Annotated in this window: 17 protein-coding genes and 1 tRNA gene; 7 read left to right on the top strand and 11 right to left on the bottom strand. The window is 62.7% G+C overall.

Annotation, left to right across the window (positions count from 1 at the left end):
* Nucleotides 1-26: 26 nt before the first annotated feature.
* On the bottom strand, nucleotides 27-587 hold the full coding sequence (locus IE053_RS12425) for a hypothetical protein (protein ID WP_189576434.1): 561 nt from the start codon (nucleotides 585-587) through the stop codon (nucleotides 27-29).
* A 134-nt stretch (nucleotides 588-721) separates the two neighbouring features.
* Here IE053_RS12425 and IE053_RS12420 point away from each other — a divergent pair, with 134 nt between their 5' ends.
* The 5 genes from IE053_RS12420 (at nucleotide 722) to IE053_RS12400 (ending at nucleotide 6,701) form a co-directional block, all read left to right on the top strand.
* Complete coding sequence (locus IE053_RS12420) at nucleotides 722-1,579, top strand: TIGR01459 family HAD-type hydrolase (RefSeq protein WP_189576433.1); 858 nt, start codon at nucleotides 722-724, stop codon at nucleotides 1,577-1,579.
* Entirely contained in the window at nucleotides 1,576-2,505 is a 930-nt protein-coding gene (locus tag IE053_RS12415; protein WP_229786212.1) for a bifunctional riboflavin kinase/FAD synthetase, read from the top strand. Before IE053_RS12420 ends, IE053_RS12415 begins: the two co-directional genes overlap by 4 nt.
* A gap of 181 nt (nucleotides 2,506-2,686) precedes the next feature.
* Entirely contained in the window at nucleotides 2,687-5,566 is a 2,880-nt protein-coding gene (gene ileS / locus IE053_RS12410; protein ID WP_189576432.1) for an isoleucine--tRNA ligase, read from the top strand.
* Nucleotides 5,563-6,096, top strand: a complete 534-nt coding sequence (gene lspA, locus IE053_RS12405; protein WP_229786211.1) for a signal peptidase II — start codon at nucleotides 5,563-5,565, stop codon at nucleotides 6,094-6,096. The genes ileS and lspA overlap by 4 nt, the downstream gene beginning before the upstream one ends.
* Nucleotides 6,097-6,155: 59 nt before the next feature.
* Nucleotides 6,156-6,701 (top strand): DUF3035 domain-containing protein, encoded by a 546-nt coding sequence (locus tag IE053_RS12400; RefSeq protein WP_229786243.1) that lies wholly within the window; start codon nucleotides 6,156-6,158, stop codon nucleotides 6,699-6,701.
* Here the strand turns inward: IE053_RS12400 and IE053_RS12395 are convergent.
* The 8 genes from IE053_RS12395 to IE053_RS12360 all read right to left on the bottom strand — a co-directional run bounded on the left by IE053_RS12395 (nucleotide 6,698) and on the right by IE053_RS12360 (nucleotide 11,881).
* Nucleotides 6,698-7,117 carry a phosphatase domain-containing protein gene (locus IE053_RS12395; RefSeq protein WP_444544089.1) on the bottom strand — a complete coding sequence of 140 codons (420 nt, stop codon included), beginning with the start codon at nucleotides 7,115-7,117 and terminating at the stop codon, nucleotides 6,698-6,700. The genes IE053_RS12400 and IE053_RS12395 overlap by 4 nt on opposite strands.
* 20 nt (nucleotides 7,118-7,137) lie before the next feature.
* Entirely contained in the window at nucleotides 7,138-7,545 is a 408-nt protein-coding gene (locus tag IE053_RS12390; protein ID WP_189576429.1) for a hypothetical protein, read from the bottom strand.
* Nucleotides 7,546-7,622: 77 nt separating this feature from the next.
* The gene (gene speB, locus IE053_RS12385) at nucleotides 7,623-8,489 is read right to left on the bottom strand and encodes an agmatinase (protein WP_189576428.1); all 867 of its coding nucleotides are present in this window, start codon (nucleotides 8,487-8,489) and stop codon (nucleotides 7,623-7,625) included.
* Nucleotides 8,490-8,539: 50 nt separating this feature from the next.
* A complete protein-coding gene (locus tag IE053_RS12380; protein WP_189576427.1) occupies nucleotides 8,540-9,034 on the bottom strand; it encodes a DUF1963 domain-containing protein in 495 nt (164 codons plus the stop codon).
* Nucleotides 8,968-9,246, bottom strand: a complete 279-nt coding sequence (locus tag IE053_RS14735; protein WP_505856253.1) for a DUF1963 domain-containing protein — start codon at nucleotides 9,244-9,246, stop codon at nucleotides 8,968-8,970. The genes IE053_RS12380 and IE053_RS14735 overlap by 67 nt, the downstream gene beginning before the upstream one ends.
* A 141-nt stretch (nucleotides 9,247-9,387) precedes the next feature.
* Nucleotides 9,388-10,257 carry a polyamine aminopropyltransferase gene (gene speE / locus IE053_RS12370; protein ID WP_189576423.1) on the bottom strand — a complete coding sequence of 290 codons (870 nt, stop codon included), beginning with the start codon at nucleotides 10,255-10,257 and terminating at the stop codon, nucleotides 9,388-9,390.
* Nucleotides 10,257-10,709: an adenosylmethionine decarboxylase gene (gene speD / locus IE053_RS12365; RefSeq protein ID WP_189576421.1), complete on the bottom strand. Its 453-nt coding sequence runs from the start codon at nucleotides 10,707-10,709 to the stop codon at nucleotides 10,257-10,259. Before speD ends, speE begins: the two co-directional genes overlap by 1 nt.
* Entirely contained in the window at nucleotides 10,706-11,881 is a 1,176-nt protein-coding gene (locus IE053_RS12360) for a type III PLP-dependent enzyme domain-containing protein (RefSeq protein ID WP_189576419.1), read from the bottom strand. The genes speD and IE053_RS12360 overlap by 4 nt, the downstream gene beginning before the upstream one ends.
* Before the next feature lie 234 nt (nucleotides 11,882-12,115).
* Between IE053_RS12360 and IE053_RS12355 the strand changes: the two genes are divergently transcribed.
* A complete protein-coding gene (locus IE053_RS12355; protein WP_189576417.1) occupies nucleotides 12,116-13,825 on the top strand; it encodes an alkaline phosphatase D family protein in 1,710 nt (569 codons plus the stop codon).
* 67 nt (nucleotides 13,826-13,892) lie between these two features.
* On the opposite strand, the gene IE053_RS12350 is transcribed toward IE053_RS12355, so the two are convergent.
* Nucleotides 13,893-14,657, bottom strand: coding sequence for a DUF2497 domain-containing protein (locus IE053_RS12350; protein WP_189576415.1), 765 nt, complete (start codon nucleotides 14,655-14,657; stop codon nucleotides 13,893-13,895).
* 133 nt (nucleotides 14,658-14,790) lie between these two features.
* The gene (locus IE053_RS12345) at nucleotides 14,791-15,447 is read right to left on the bottom strand and encodes a protein-L-isoaspartate O-methyltransferase family protein (protein ID WP_229786210.1); all 657 of its coding nucleotides are present in this window, start codon (nucleotides 15,445-15,447) and stop codon (nucleotides 14,791-14,793) included.
* 120 nt (nucleotides 15,448-15,567) lie between these two features.
* On the opposite strand from IE053_RS12345, the gene IE053_RS12340 reads away from it, so the two are divergent.
* A tRNA-Cys gene (locus tag IE053_RS12340) sits at nucleotides 15,568-15,641 on the top strand.
* The last annotated feature ends 21 nt before the right edge of the window (nucleotides 15,642-15,662 follow it).

Genomic DNA, 15,662 nt, shown 5'->3' with positions numbered 1-15,662 from the left:
GTCCGGCAAAGACGCTCTCTAGCCGGTTACGCCGCGTCTGCAACGACCCTTTGGAAGCCGGTGATGCGGAGAATGAAGACCGACAGCACCGCCATGAGAGTCAGGACAACGAAGAAGAAGCAGTAGGCTTTGAAAACCATCAGGTGGGGCTCGTCGAGCTGCGGCCCCGGCACTGAGCCCAGGATTGCCGGGAAGGCGGTGCCCTGCAGCATGGGACTTCCGAACATCGCCGCTGCGAGGCCGAGCATGAGGAGAAAATGGGTCACGCTGAGGGTGCTGGGCATCAGCAGCGCAAAGCTGCCGCCTTCCCTGCGCGCAAGGAGGACGGCGAACCCCAGGACCACAAGGAAGAACGTGCCGAGACTGCCGGCAACGACCTCGATCTGGCCGGGCACGATCCCGCGCAGGAGGGCGGCGCCGAGGATACCGGGCACGAGCGCGGCGATGATGAGGGTCAGGGGAAAGAATAGAAGCGCGGGCCTGCGCAGTTTCAGGACGGTGCTCTGGACAGGACGCAGGAGCCGCGGCTCCGCATCGTCGTAGAGCAATCGCTCAGCCGAAGTTTCCTTCTCCCAGCCGTCTTGCATGCCCTGCCCCATTTGCCGCTTTTCGATATAACGCAGCGGCAGCCGCTTGGGAAGGGAGTCCCGCCCATCGGGATCGAAAAGAAGCGGTGACGCCGTTCTTGCCTCCCCCTGCGACAGCCCCTATCGCGAGAACCATGTCTGAACCGCGGATCATTACCGGGCTAAGCGAGATTGCTGACGCCTATGACGCTGTCCTTTGCGATGCATGGGGCGTCATCCATAATGGGCGCGAGCTTTTCCCCGGCGCGGCCGAGGCGACGAGCATGTTCCGGGCGGAGCGAGGACCGCTGGTAATCCTGACCAATGCGCCCCGGCCTTCCTCGGTGATCCCCGCCCAGCTCGACAGGCTCGGCCTGCCTCGGGACGCATGGGATGCGATCGTCACCTCTGGCGATGCGACCACCGAGGTCATCCGCGAGATGTCGGACAAGACCTTTTTCCGGATTGGCCCATCGAAGGACGATGACCTGTTCCGCGCCATCGACGTGAAACTGGCGGGCGCCGACGAGGCCGACGCAATCTTCTGCTCCGGCCTTGACGATGACCAGACCGAGACGCCTGAAGACTATCGCGGGCTTCTCGAGCCGCTGGCGAGGCGCGGCCTGCCGATGGTCTGTGCGAACCCGGACATTGTGGTGAAATACGGCGACAAGCTGATCTACTGCGCCGGTGCGATCGGGCAGCTCTACGAGGAACTTGGTGGGAAGGTCATCCTGGGCGGGAAGCCCCATGCACCGATCTACGAGCTGGCGAAGCAGCGGATGCGGGAGATCACCGGCAAGGTGCCCGAGCGCATTCTCGTCATCGGCGATGGCCTCGGCACCGATGTAAAGGGCGCGAATGACCAGGGGCTCGACTGCCTCTTCGTCGCTGACGGCATCTTCGCGGAGGAAGCGCGGGCAAATGGCAGCCTGTCGGCTTCCAAGCTTGCCGCGGCGCTCGAAGAGAACGGCGTCCATGCGGAATACGCCATGGACACGCTCGCCTGGTGAGCCTCGTCCGTGCACCCCTTTCCTGCCCCATCGGGCAGGACCTTCGCGGCATGGTCGCCGTGATGGGGAATTTGGACGGTGTGCACCGGGGGCATCAGGCCCTGATCGATGAAGCCCGCAAGCTGGCTGGCCGTTTGGGCAGGCCGCTTGCTGCCGTGACGTTCGAGCCGCATCCGCGCAGGGTCTTCAACCCCGACGCGCCGCCCTTCATCCTGACGCCGCTTCCCGCGAAGGCCGAACTGCTCGAGCACCACGGCTGCGCGCACGTCTTTGCCCTGCCCTTCAATGAAGAGCTTCACCGTCAGACTCCTGACGAGTTCATCAGCGGCGTGCTGCACGACACGCTGGGCCTCGCAGGGGTCGTGACCGGGAAAGACTTCCAGTTCGGCAAGGGCCGCTCGGGCTCCTCGGCAACGCTGGCGGAGATCGCGGGTCATCTCGGGATGCACTACGAGGCGATCGAACCCGTCGGGTCGAAAGGGGAGAAATTCTCCTCAAGCCAGGCCCGCGATGCCCTTCGCGAGGGCAGGCCAAAGGACGCGCGCGAAATCCTCGGCCGCGACTGGTTCGTCGATGGCGAAGTGACCGAAGGCCGAAAGCTTGCCCGGCAGCTCGGCTTCCCGACAGCCAATATTGCCCTCGGCGACGTAATCCGCCCTCTTTACGGCGTCTATGCCGTTCGCGCAGAGGTCGGCGGCGAGACCTTCCCGGCCATTGCCAATATCGGCATCCGCCCGACGGTGGACGGCAAGGAAGAGCGCCTCGAAGTGCATCTCTTCGACTGGGACGGCGACCTCTATGGCAAGACCCTGCGATGCCACTTCGTGGATTTCATCCGCGAAGAACGACCGATGGACGGACTTGATGCGCTGAAAGCGCAGATTGCGGCGGACAGCGACGAAGCGCGGCGAATGTTGGGCGCCTGACCACCTCTCCCTCCAGGAGAGCTTGAAGGCTGCGCGAGCAGGCTTCGGGTGAAGGCCGCAGCTCTCGCGATGCTCGCCCTCACCCCGCATCACAGACGCCGACCTCTCCCGGAGGGAGAGGTGAAACTGAGCGCCGTTTCACCGCTAGCCCTCGCGTCCAACCCCCGCTAAGCGCCCCGGTATGGCTGACGATCAACGTTCGAAGAACGACTACAAAGACACGCTCTTCCTGCCCGCGACGGACTTCCCGATGCGCGGCGGTCTTCCGAAGAAAGAGCCGCAGATCCTCAAGCGCTGGGAGGAGATGGGCCTCTACAAGCTGCTGCGCGAGCAATCGAAGGGCCGCGAGCCCTATGTGCTGCATGACGGCCCGCCTTACGCCAACGGCCACCTGCACATGGGCACCGCGCTCAACAAGACCATCAAGGATATCATTGTCCGCACCCATCAGATGATGGGATACGATGCCAACTACGTCCCCGGCTGGGACTGTCACGGCCTGCCGATCGAGTGGAAGGTCGAAGAGCAGTTCCGGGGCAAGGGCCGCAAGAAAGGCGACGTTCCGCCCTCGGAGTTCCGAACCGAATGCCGGAAATACGCCGCGAAGTGGATCGACATCCAGAAGGCCGAGTTCAAGCGCCTCGGCGTCGTCGGCGACTGGGACCATCCCTACCAGACGATGGACTTCGCCACCGAAGCGGCCATCGTGAAGGAGTTCCTGACCTTCGCCGAGAAGGGCCTCGTCTACAGGGGTTCCAAGCCCATCATGTGGTCACCGGTGGAGCAGACCGCTCTCGCCGAGGCCGAGATCGAGTACCACGATCATCAGTCCACGACCATCTGGGTGAAGTTCCCGTTCAAGGACGCGCCTCCAGGTCTCGAAGGTGCTGATATCGTCATCTGGACCACGACGCCCTGGACGATCCCGGCCAACCGCGCGGTCTGCTATGGGCCCGGTCTCTCCTATGGCCTCTACGAAGTGGAAAGCGTGCGCGAGGACCTCGACTTCGCGCCCTTCGCCAAGCCCGGCGACCGGCTGATCCTTGCCGACAAGCTCGCGGAGGAAGTTTTCGCTGCGGCGTTCGTCGCCCGCTACAAGCGGCTTGGCGATGTCTCGCCGTCGCAGCTCGAAGGCGCGAAGCTGCGCCACCCGCTCGAAGGGCACGCGAACAGCTACGATTTCGACGTTCCCATGCTGCCCGGCGACCACGTCACCGACGATGCCGGCACGGGTTTCGTGCACACAGCGCCCAGCCACGGCCAGGAAGACTATTTCGCATGGCTCGGTGCGGGCCTGCCCCTTGACGCGATCCCCTATACGGTTGGTCCTGACGGTGCGTATACCGACGAAGCGCCAGGCTTCGAGGGAATGAAGGTCTTCCGCACGGAGGGCAAGAAGGCCGGCGAGGAAGGCGATGCGAACCCTGAAGTCATCAAGGCCCTGACGGCGAAGGGGTCGCTTCTCGCCCGTGGCCGCCTGATTCACTCCTACCCGCACTCATGGCGCTCGAAAGCCCCTGTCCTCTTCCGCAACACGCCGCAATGGTTCATCCGTGTGGGAACGGGCGAGGGATCACTCCGCGAAACGGCCCTCAAAGCCATCGACGAGACGACTTTCTACCCGCCGTCGGGCCGCAATCGCCTGCGCGGCATGGTCGAGCAGCGCCCGGACTGGCTGGTTTCGCGCCAGCGCGCCTGGGGCGTGCCGATCGCGCTCTTCGTGGACAAGGATGGCGAGCCGCTCGTCGACGCCGACGTCAATGCCCGCATCGTCGCCGCTATCACCGAGAAAGGCGCCGATGCCTGGTTCGATACACCGGATGCTGAGTTCCTGGGCGACAAGTATGACCCGGCCGATTTCGAGAAGGTCACGGACATTCTCGATGTGTGGTTCGACTCCGGCTGCACCCACGCCTTCACGCTCGAAGCACGGGACGACCTGACCTGGCCAGCCGATCTCTACATGGAAGGCTCGGACCAGCATCGCGGTTGGTTCCAGTCATCACTGCTCGAAAGCTGCGGCACCCGTGGGCGTGCCCCGTACAAGGCCATTTTCACCCACGGCTTCGTCATGGACGACAAGGGCCGGAAGATGTCGAAATCGCTCGGCAATACGATGCTGCCGGACGAGGTGACGAACAAGTTCGGCGCCGACATCCTGCGGATCTGGGTGGCAAGTTCCGACGTGCAGGAAGACATCCGGGTGGGAGACGAGATCCTCGGCTCCGCCGTCGATGCCTATCGCAAGCTGCGCAATACGCTGCGCTATCTGCTTGCAGCACTCGATGGGTATACGGAGGACGAGGCGGTTGACTTTGGCGACATGCCGGATCTCGAACGCTACGTCCTGCATCGCCTGCAGGAAGTCGATGCGAAGATGCAGGCTAGCTTCCGCGCGTACAACTTCAAGGCCGCTTGGCGCGCCCTGTCGGAATTCGTGATCCAGGACCTCTCCGCCTTCTACTTCGACGTTCGCAAAGACTGCCTCTATTGCGATGCACCTTCATCGATGAAGCGGCGCGCGACGCGCACGGTCATGGCGACGCTGCTCGACGCGGTGACCCGCCTCCTTGCACCGATCTGTCCGTTCACGGCGGAAGAGGTCTATGACCACTTCCCCGCCGGGCTCGGCGAGAAAAAAGCCTCCGTGCACCTCCTCGCTTTTGCTTCGGTGCCGGAGACTTACCGGGACGAAGCCCTGGCCGAACGCTGGGCCAAGCTGCGCGGCATTCGCCGGGTCATCACGGGCGCCATTGAAGAGAAGCGCAACGAGAAGACGCTCGGTGCGAGCCTTGAAGCAGCGGCCGGCATCCATATCGAAGGCGACCTTGCGGAACTGGCCAAGGGCGTCAACTGGGCCGAAATCGCCATCACCTCCCAGGCCCGTCTCGGCGAAACTCCGGGGGCTTCTGATGCGTTCAGGCTCGGCGAGCAGCCGGGTATTTCGGTCGTGATCGAGAAGGCCGAAGGCAACAAATGCGGCCGGTGCTGGCGGGTCCTGCCGGAGGTCCCTGAGGAAGGCGCGCTCTGCGGACGTTGCAAGGAAGCCGTCGAGGCATGACGCCCGTGCATGCAGCGAAGGCGGCCCTACGCCGCCCCCTGTTCCGTCTGGGAATGATTATTGCCGGAGTGGCCCTGATCCTCGACCAACTGACAAAGCTCTGGGTTTTGCACGGTATCCGTCTGCCCTACCGCTTCCAGCGCAAGATCGAGATCAGCGGTATTTTCGACCTCACCTATACGGAGAATCGCGGCGTCAGCTTCGGCCTCTTCGCGGGCGGGATGTCCAGCCGGGTGCTTCTGTCGCTTCTGTCGATCATCGTATCCGGCTTCATCATTCGCTGGCTGATGACCATCCAGCGGCCGGTGACGGCGGCGGGTGCGGGACTGATCCTGGGCGGAGCGATCGGGAACCTGATCGACCGGGTTTTCTACGGTTACGTCGTGGACTTTCTCGATTTCTCCGGGCTTGGCTTTCCCTATATTTTCAATGTCGCCGACGCTGCGATCAATGTCGGCGTCGCCCTACTCCTCTTCGACGCGCTTTGGCTCGAACGGAAGGGCAAGGCGAAGGACCAGGCCGGGCTGTAGGGGTTTCCCTCGCACGCCCGTTCTTGTACCACCACGTTTCAATCTCACGGCAGGTGACCATGCGCATGCTCTCGCTTCTCGCTCTTTCGGCAGCCGCCCTCGCGGCGTGCAGCTCGGCTGGCCCGCTGGCCAACCGCAACGCGCCGGACGAGTTTGCTGTCATCACCAAGCCGCCGCTGACCGTGCCCCCGGACTATGCCCTGCGCCCGCCGCGGCCGGGTGAGACGCGGCCGGAGGAGCTATCCACGACCCAGCGGACGCAGCAGCTTCTTCTCGGTGACACGTCGAGCGAACCACCATCGTCGGGCGAGCTGGCCCTGATCGCCCAGATCGGTGCGCTGGATGTCGATCCGTCGATCCGTGCGATTCTTGCGGCGGAGAATGGCGGCCGGGTCGAGAAGTCGGAAAGTCTGACCAACCGGCTCCTCTTCTGGAACTTCCGCGACGGTGAGGTCGATGACAGCGCTGCGCCGCTGGTCGTCGAGGACCGTGAAGCCTGGCTCGAGCAACGCCGTCAGTCGATCGACTCCGTGACGGGTCCGGGCGCGACCGTGACCATTGCCCGCGATGAGCGCGGGGTCCTGCGCCTTCCCGGCGTCCGCTAGAAATCGCCCGGCGCCACCTGGGCACAGATGAGCCCGTGGCGGCGCCACATGTCGACCACGGCCTGACGATCGTCAAAGATAATGTCAGGTCGCGTCGTCTCTTCCAGAAGCCAACCCTCCTTGAGTTCGACGTCCGGGCGATAGTCCCGCCGCGCCCGCATCCGGGTGACCACCGTGCCGGGCGCGACATGGCGGTCGAGCCAAGCGTGGGTCTGTTCCCGCACCTCGTCGGACCGGCCTGACCAGATCTCCACCCGGTGCCCGGCAGCCAGCAGTTCGCGATAAATGGTGATCACCGGCGCGATTGGTCTGTCGTCCACGCAGGCACGAAAAAAGGCGGGCCAGTTACGGCGCCCGCCTTGGATATGGTGCCTGCGATGTTCGACATCTGCCAGTGTCCCGTCGAGATCAAAGATAGCGAACAGGACGGCTGCCTTCAGATCACGTCGGGGAAGAACCGGCGTTTGATGAGGATGCCGATCGCGCCCGCGAGAAGCAGCGGGCCGGTGATGACCCCGAGCCCGACAACGAGCGCGCCAGCGATACCGACGGCACCGACCGCAAGCCCGATGATGGCGGCACCGGCCGCGGTGACCATACCGACGAGCCCCATCAGCAGGGACACCACCGTGCTGGCAACGCCGAAAGCGGCTGCGTTGGTGAGTTCGAGGAAGCTCAGCTCTTCCACGGCGACGGCGGTTTCGCCGATCGCGGCATGGCCTGTGATGTAGAAAGTGACAGCGAGGCCGAGTGTGCCGACCAGGAACGCGCCTACCGCCGCGCCAAGGCCGTGGGCGATGCGCGCACGCGGGGCATCACCGTCTGTGTCTGTCTTGTCCGTCATAGATGTCCTCTTCCGTAACGGTCAGCTGGTGAAGCTTACAAAGTCTTCAAGGGGATTCGTGTGAATTTTTCGCCGGATTACAGTGCGAACTTATAGGCGAGGATTTTATAGCACAGTTTTGCGGCGAGGAAGTCGCATCCGTGCAGCTCAGGCCGCGGTGCCAGCTCCACGATATCCGCGCCGACAACGTCCGAAACCTCTGAAGCCCTTCGCAAAATTGGCATCACGTCATCCCAGAACATGCCGCCGGGCTCCGGCGTCCCGGTGGCGGGCATCAGGGAGCTGTCGAAGCCGTCAACATCGAAGGTTATGTAGACCTTCTTGCCTCTTAAAGGCTCCAGAGCCTTCTCGATGTCCCAATTCCGCTTCTCGCGGGCCCAGTTGATGGTGATGCGGTGCCTGTTCTCTTCGAGGAATGGCACCTCCGTTCGACTGATGTTGCGAATGCCGAAGCTCGTCAGGCTCACCCGCTCATCATCGAGGCAGCGGCGCATGGCGTTCGCGTGGGAGTAGTAGTCGCCGCGGAACATGTCGCGCAGGTCGGCATGGGCGTCGAACTGCAGGAGGTGCAGCTCGCCATATTTCTCGACCAGAGGCTTGATGGCGCCGGGGGTGATCGAATGCTCACCGCCGAGGGTCATCGGGAAAGCGCCCGCTTCGAGCGTATTACGGACGAGGCCTTCGAGCTGGCCCATGCCCTCCTCGATCGTCTTGGCGATGGGACCGGTCTCGATGATCTCTTCGTTGAAGCTGCGGATCGGCTCCTTCCAGAGTTCGTCGTCCCAGAGCTCGACCTCCTTCGCCGCACGAAAGATCGCCTGCGGAGCCTTTGCGGTGCCGCCTTCGTAGGAGACGGTGTCCTCGAGGCCGAAGGGAATGATGTGGACCCTGGGCGCGTCCTCAGGGGCCGCGATGCGGTCATGTTCGAACATCCAGTTGGTCATCTATCAATCTTCCTTAGAAACTGAGCACGCCGGGTAAATCGGGCTTAGCTCTAACAACTATCCCAGTTGAACGCGGCCTTCTCGAAGCGGCGATGGCGCAGATCGTCCCGGGCCATGAGGAAGTTCGCCATTCCCATGTCGCCCCACATGAAGATCTTGTCGCTCGAGAGTTGAAGGATGCAAATCTCGAGGTTCTCAAAATCGGGATTGAGCCTAGGATCGTCCTGCGTGAATTCAGCATGTCCGCCAAAGTAGATCTCTGGATCGGGCTCTGACGCCGTCTCCGCATCGTATCTCGCCCAAGTTGCGTCGCTGAAATGGTCCAAAGTATCGTCCCATAGGCCGTCGAACAGGTGAGAACTCAGATGGGGCTTCATCTCTCCCGTAACCGGCTTCAGTAGCAGGCCTTCGCGGAGAATCGACTGCCTTTGAAACGGGTGATGACTGGGCACCTCCACCGCGAACGGCTCATGGGACTTCAGCTCGCTAGTGTCGGCGTGATACACGACGCTGAAACCATTTTTTCCGTTGACGGAAATTCGCATCCAAAGATGTCGTCGTCGGCGACGAAAAATTGCAACAGACCGTCTCGCGGAAATGGATCGAGACTAGGCATTTCATCGAAGTTGACCTGCGCCAGAAGAAGTAGCGGTTTGCCAAGCTTGTCCGCAGGCAGAATTTCTCCTGACGGCCATGCAATAGGTCCGCCAACTCGTGACCGTGTCAGATCGGCGGACCCGGCTGGCTTGTCAGGCATAAGACCCACGAATTCTCGCGACAGATCTGACCGAATATCGCGAAATCGCTGGAGGCCGCCCTCATCGACCGGCGCATGAGGCTTGTTGCGATAGTCGACGCGAGCTGCGATGCCTCTGAGCCAACCCCAAAGGCTCATGGCCTACTCCAACCCCTTCCGAATATACGCAGGCAGAGCAAACGCCGCGGCATGAACCTCGGGCGTGTAGTAGCCCATCTCCAGCGGGTTCGCTGAGGTCCGGCGACGGAGCCATGTCTCGTCGTGCGGGTACTGAGCATCCGATGCAAAGCCGAGGGTCATCAGGCCACCGGTGTAGGTGGGGACAGCCGCGACGTAGAACTCGACATAGTCGAAGCTCTTCGACTGGCGCTCCTTGATCATCTTCGGCTCCCAGGGCTGCAGGAACGGCAAGCCGCCCTGCACGGTCAGGATGCCGCCGGGGGTCAGGACGCGCTTGCAGCCTGCGTAGAACTCCTCCGTGAAGAGAACTTCGCCGGGGCCGACGGGGTCGGTTGAGTCGACGATGACGACGTCGTATTTCTCGTCCGTCTCCTGCACATATTTCGCACCGTCGGTGATGACGATGTTCGTGCGCGGATCGTCGAAGGCGCCGTTGGAGGTCTCGGGGAACCACTGCCTGGCGAACTCGATGACATCTTTCTCGATCTCGACGAGGGTCGCGCTTTCCACCGATTTGTGGCGCAGGACCTCGCGCAGGATGCCGCCGTCGCCGCCGCCGATGATGAGGACGCGCTTCGCCTCGCCATGGGCGTAGAGCGGCACGTGGGTCAGCATCTCGTGATAGACGAATTCGTCCGAGGACGTCATCTGGATGATGCCGTTCAAGGCAAACATCCGTCCGTATTTCTCGTTCTCGAAGACGACGAGATGCTGGTGGTCGATCTCGTCGTCGAAGAGGATCTTGTCGACCCGGGCGGCGTGCCCGATGCCGTCTTCCATCTCCTCCTTGAACCAGAGCTCATCGCCGATTTTATGGATGTACTTTCCCATCAGTCAGCCACGCCTTCGCCGCGGTAAAAGGTCTGCACATTTGCTTCGGTTGCGGAGAAGTACCGCTTGAGGATGTCCACGGCCAGCTCGGGCTTCGCGTCGCCGCACATGAAGACGTCGAACGCTGCGTAGTCGCGCTCCGGCCAAGTGTGGACCGAGATGTGGCTCTCGGCCAGCACCGCGACGCCCGACAGGCCGCCCGACGGCAGGAAGGTGTGGATGTGGATGTGCAGCAGCGTCGCGCCGCACGTCTCGACGACCTCGCGGAAGGCCGCGTCCATCCGTTCCTTGTCCGTCAGGTTCTTCGCACCGACAAGATCGATGATGAGGTGCGTGCCTGCATAGACCTTGCCGTCGCGTTCGATGAAGTGATCGAGCGCATCATTGTCATGGTGCAGATCATTCGCTGCATCGTAGGCGGGCTGGAACTCAACGATTTTTGTCTGGCTCATCGGGTCAACTCCTCGGCGGCCATGAACGCGGCGCCGTTGCAAAGGGAAGGAAAAGGGTCATCGAGAAGCGCGGCTTCAACGAAACGTCCGTATCCGTTAAAGCCGGTGACCATACTTCGTCCGTAGGCACCGATCGTGCCGAACTCGATATAGTCGCCTGCCTCTGTCGTATCGGGCAGGAAGAACGGGCCGCGCATCTGGTCTGCGTCATCGCAGGTCGGCCCGTAGAGGCGGAAAGGCGTGTCGCCCTCCTGGTCGCGGCTCAGGTTATGCGCCGGGAAGCGCCAGCCGAGGTGAGCTGCGTCGTAAAGCGCTCCGTACGCACCGTCATTGATGAACAGCGCGTCGCCCTTCCGGCCCATGACGCGGACGATCAGGCTCTCCGTATCCGCCGAAAGCGCCCGTCCGGGCTCGCACCAGAGGCGCGCATTCCCTGACGAGGGAAAGTCCTCGAAGCGGGCCGCGATCTCGGCGAAATAGGCATCGAGCGCAGGCGGCTCCATGCCCGGATAGATCGCGGGAAACCCTCCACCGACATCGACAACGTCGACGATCACGCCTGCACGGCGCACGGCACGGGCCGCGCGCTCCATCGCGCCCGCAAAAGCAGCCGGGCTCATCGCCTGGCTGCCCACATGGAAGCAGACGCCGAGGCGCTCGGCATGGACGCGGACATCCTGGAGCAGCGCCGCATCGTCGGCCTCATCGGCGCCGAATTTCGAGCTGAGCGAGATCTTCGCGAGGTCCGAGCCGACTTGCAGGCGGACGCAGAGGGTCAGGTCCTTCGCATGGCCGGTGGCGCGCAGGATCTTCTCGAGCTCGTCCATCGTATCGAGCGAGAAGATGCGCACGCCATGGTCGCGATAGGCCTCGGCGATCGCCGCCTCCATCTTCATGGGGTGCATGAAGCCGATGGTCGCGCCCGGAGCATGCTCCCGCACGAGACGGATCTCGGTCAGCGATGCCGCGTCGAAATGGCTTATTCCTGACCCGTGCAGGGTCTCGATCAGCCATGGCGCAGGGTTCGCCTTCACGGCGTAAAGGACATCGCCCGGAAAATTGTCGAGGAAGAGCCTGGCTGCACGCTCCGCAAGCCGCGGCCGTCGGCAGACGACGGGCACTTCGGGCTGGAGCTCGGAGACTAGCTGCCGCGCGTTATCGAATTGGACCACCGCATGGGACCCCCGTGTGTAAGACGACTACGAGACGTCCCGTCCCCTGACCGTCGTTAGACATGAGTGCCGGACCCCGTGCAGTGGGCCCCAACTTCGGGGCTTTATTGGGATACGGCAGGTGGGCGCCGCTAGCGCCACTCGTCTGGAAAGTAAAGTTGTGATTTCGCGGGGTGCCTTCAATGGCGGAGCGCGTTACGCCTCTCTCATCTGGTCTAGGAAGGGACTTGGCCGATGAAGATTTCACGCCGCACCGCGCTTTTGGGAGGTGTCGTCGGAGGCGTCGGGGCCTGCGCCTCCGACCCGCAGATTCTCTCGTTCGAGAGCTTGCAAGACAATCTCGAAGAGACCTTCGCCTGCGGTGTTGCGAGCGGAGATCCCGATCAGGAATCGGTCGTCCTGTGGACGCGTGTGCATGGTGGCACGGGCTATATCCCCGTCGATGTCGAGGTTTCCGGCACGGAAGATTTCGCGAATGTGATCTGGCGGGACCGGACGAGCACCGATGCGTCACGGGATTTCACCGTGAAAGTGGTGGCCGACGGCCTTGAGCCGGGAAAGCATTACTACTACCGCTTCCGCGTCCTCGACCGCACAAGCCCCGTGGGGCGGACCAAGACCCTGCCCGAGCAAACCTATGGCGCGCGCTTTGCCGTGGCCAGCTGCTCGAACTTCCCGTTCGGTTATTTCAATGCCTATGACCACATCGCCCGGCAGGAGCCGCTGGATGCTGTCATCCATCTGGGCGACTACATCTATGAATATGGCCCCGAGGGTTATGGCGGCGCGAAGGGCGCAGCGCTTGGCCGGGTCCACGAGCCCCAGCGCGAGATCATCAGCCTCGAGGATTATCGCATCCGCCACCGGCAGTATAAGTGCGAGCCGGCCAGCCGCCGTATGCACGCAAGGCACCCGCTGATCGCGATCTGGGACGACCACGAGACTTCGAATGACAGCTTCAAGGATGGTGCGGAGAACCACCAGCCGGCCACCGAAGGCCGCTGGGAAGGTCGCAAGCGCGCCGCCCTGCAGGCCTATTACGAATACATGCCCGTGCGTGACCCACAGCCGGGACGGAAGCGCGAGAACCTCTACAGATCGTATTCATGGGGCAACTTCCTGACCCTCACAGCGATCGAGTCCCGCCTGACCGCGCGGACGAAACAGATTTCCTATTCCGAGGTCGTCCCGACCCTCACCTCGCCCGAAGCGGTCGAGCGCTTCCGGCGTGACGTGCTCGGCGATCCTTCGCGAGAACTTTTGGGGAATGAGCAGCGTCGCTTCGTCGAGGCGAGTCTCAAGCGTTCGGTCCAGAAAGGTGACAACTGGCGCCTGATCGCGAACCAGGTGCTGTTCGCAAGGGTCATCGCGCCCGATCTCGGCGAGTATGTCACCGAAGACGACGTCGCCCTGATCGAGCCGCAATGGCCCGAGATCCGGGATTTTCTTGCCTTCTCTGCCCTCGGCCTGCCCCTCAACACCGATAGCTGGGACGGCTACCCGGCTGCGCGAGAGCGATTCTACCGGGCCGCCGATGCGGCAGGCGCGCGGGACCTGATCGTGCTGACCGGGGACACGCACCAGTTCTGGGCCAATGACCTCAAGCGCGACAGCGGCGAGCATATGGGGGTGGAGATCGGCACGTCCGGGGTCACGTCGCCGGGTCCGTCGGCCTATCTCGGTGACAAGGCGTTCGATTTCTCGCTGCTCCTGCGCCGGGAGAACCCAGAAGTGCGCTACACGGATCCGGTGAACAATGGCTACGTCCTGCTCGAACTCGACGAGGATGGCGGGCGGGCGGAGTTCATCAGCATGACCACGATCGCCAGCCCGAATTACGGTGTCTTCCGCAGCGCGTCCTTCGACCTCGTGAAAAAGAACGGCACGGTGGAGTTCGCGAAGCCCTCCGGCCTCGGCTTCAAGGAGCGCGTCCTCTACCGTTGAGGAGCGCTCTACCCGAAAAGAAAAAAGGCCGCCCGAGGGCGGCCTTTTCTCATGGTATGGGTTGAGGTTACTGACCTGCGAGACGCTTGATCTCGGCTTCGACCTTCTTCTCGACGAGGCCCGGCAGGTTGTCGTCGAGCCACTGCTGCAGCATCGGCCGCAGCATTTCCACGACGAGCCCCTCGAGGGTTTGGCCCTGGGCGCTGTTGGTGATCTGGACCTGTTGCTTGAGGCTGGCGAAGGCCGCAGCGACCCCGCCGGCCTTCTGTCCGCTCATGAGCTCTGCCGTGACCTGTTCGGCGATCTGGTCGGCGGCGGATTCCTGGGCGGTCTTCTGGGCAGGGGCGGCTTTTGCTTCGGCGGTCTTGGGCATATTTTCCTTCACCTCGGCCTCTGGCGTAGCTCGGGGCGCGGCTTGCGGTGCCCTGGCGGGCTCGGGTTTTGGTTCTGGCTTGGTTCCGGCCACTGGCTTCGGCGCCTCGGCAATCTTCGGCCGGGGCGTCGTCACTGTTTTCGTGGCGAGGGCCTTGAAGTCAGCCGTATCGAACGGCGCGTCCGGATCGTCCTCGTCATCGACGGCAGGCTCTGCAACGGCAACGGGTTCAGGCGCTTTCTGCGGTTCCGGTTCCGGCTCGGCCGTCTTGGCGCGCGCCGGTTCCGGCGCAGGCGCACCCGACGTCACCTTCACCTCACGCTCCTCAGTTGACGGAGCCTCAGGCGCAGGTTTTTCTTCACGCAGATTGACCGTGTTCGTCGTGTCACGTTCGGGAGCCGCCGCAGGCTCTTCTTCCTCATGTATGATACGCCTGATGGACGCGAGGATCTCGTCCATACTCAATTCGCTTTGCGCCGCCGCCATGCCGCAACCTCTTCAACATTAAGGTTAGTGGCCTACCATCAGGCGGTTCGGAATCAGGGGCAAGAGTTTATGCACGTGAAAGTGGTAAACGACCTGCCCCCAAGGGTCAGAATTGAAAGGCTTGAGGCTTCTTGAACGCAGGGATCACGCCTGCCGGATGCGCTTCAAAGAGGCGCCGTTCACCGAACGCATCGCCTGAGCGGGTGTAGATCATGGCGTGGCCGACCGGTCCATCCATCATGATGCAGACGAGGCGACCCACATCCTCCTTCAGCTGCTTCAGGAGCGGCTTGAGATTTGTTTCCACACCGCCAGCAATGACAATGACATCATAGGGCCCCTGCGCCGGGCAGCCTTCGGTCAGCGGGTTTTGCATCACCACCGTATTATCGAGGCCGAGGTCGCTCAGGCGTTCCGAGGCATTGCTGACCACCGTTTCATCTTCCTCGACGGCAACAACCACGCTGGCGAGCTTGGCGAGGACCGCGGTGGAATAGCCGTAGCCACAGGCAATATCGAGAACGAGGTCGTCCTCCTGGACAGCGGCCTCGTTGATGAGCTTGGCGAAGTCGCGGGCCTTCAGCAGCCAGCGGCCCTCGAACAGAGGCACGTCCTGCTCGACATAGGCGAGGGCACGTTTGTCCGCAGGCACAAAGCGCTCGCGGGGCAGTTCCAGCATCGCGGCCTGAAGGCGGAAATCCGTCACGTCATTGGGCCGGACCTGGCTGTCGACCATGTGTTTGCGCGCTTTGGCGGTGTCCACGCTTGCCTCCTCACGGGGGTTCGAAATCACTGTTGGTCCGGGCTGATAACGATCTTCTCCACGAAAGAGAAGCGGGTGCTTGTGATCCTTGTTGCTCACGTATATGGACGGCCTTCGGACGGCGCCATGGCGGAGTGGTGACGCAGCGGATTGCAAATCCGTGTACCCCGGTTCGATTCCGGGTGGCGCCTCCAAATTTCCTAGATGTTTCGAGA

The organism is Parvularcula lutaonensis, from assembly GCF_014651915.1.
Taxonomy (GTDB): domain Bacteria; phylum Pseudomonadota; class Alphaproteobacteria; order Caulobacterales; family Parvularculaceae; genus Parvularcula; species Parvularcula lutaonensis.
Note: the sequence above shows the minus strand (reverse complement) of the source record. Positions and strands in the feature narration are given on the sequence as shown.

What these genes read in the sequence shown, in the direction of transcription:
- IE053_RS12400 (WP_229786243.1), top strand. Translation starts at nt 6,156, where the DNA reads ATGCGCATGCTCTCGCTTCTCGCTCTTTCGGCAGCCGCCCTCGCGGCG.
- lspA (WP_229786211.1), top strand. Translation starts at nt 5,563, where the DNA reads ATGACGCCCGTGCATGCAGCGAAGGCGGCCCTACGCCGCCCCCTGTTC.
- IE053_RS12355 (WP_189576417.1), top strand. Translation starts at nt 12,116, where the DNA reads ATGAAGATTTCACGCCGCACCGCGCTTTTGGGAGGTGTCGTCGGAGGC.
- speE (WP_189576423.1), bottom strand. Translation starts at nt 10,257, where the DNA reads ATGGGAAAGTACATCCATAAAATCGGCGATGAGCTCTGGTTCAAGGAG.
- IE053_RS12380 (WP_189576427.1), bottom strand. Translation starts at nt 9,034, where the DNA reads ATGCGAATTTCCGTCAACGGAAAAAATGGTTTCAGCGTCGTGTATCAC.
- IE053_RS12390 (WP_189576429.1), bottom strand. Translation starts at nt 7,545, where the DNA reads ATGACGGACAAGACAGACACAGACGGTGATGCCCCGCGTGCGCGCATC.
- speB (WP_189576428.1), bottom strand. Translation starts at nt 8,489, where the DNA reads ATGACCAACTGGATGTTCGAACATGACCGCATCGCGGCCCCTGAGGAC.
- IE053_RS12420 (WP_189576433.1), top strand. Translation starts at nt 722, where the DNA reads ATGTCTGAACCGCGGATCATTACCGGGCTAAGCGAGATTGCTGACGCC.
- speD (WP_189576421.1), bottom strand. Translation starts at nt 10,709, where the DNA reads ATGAGCCAGACAAAAATCGTTGAGTTCCAGCCCGCCTACGATGCAGCG.
- IE053_RS12425 (WP_189576434.1), bottom strand. Translation starts at nt 587, where the DNA reads ATGCAAGACGGCTGGGAGAAGGAAACTTCGGCTGAGCGATTGCTCTAC.
- IE053_RS14735 (WP_505856253.1), bottom strand. Translation starts at nt 9,246, where the DNA reads ATGCCTGACAAGCCAGCCGGGTCCGCCGATCTGACACGGTCACGAGTT.
- ileS (WP_189576432.1), top strand. Translation starts at nt 2,687, where the DNA reads ATGGCTGACGATCAACGTTCGAAGAACGACTACAAAGACACGCTCTTC.
- IE053_RS12350 (WP_189576415.1), bottom strand. Translation starts at nt 14,657, where the DNA reads ATGGACGAGATCCTCGCGTCCATCAGGCGTATCATACATGAGGAAGAA.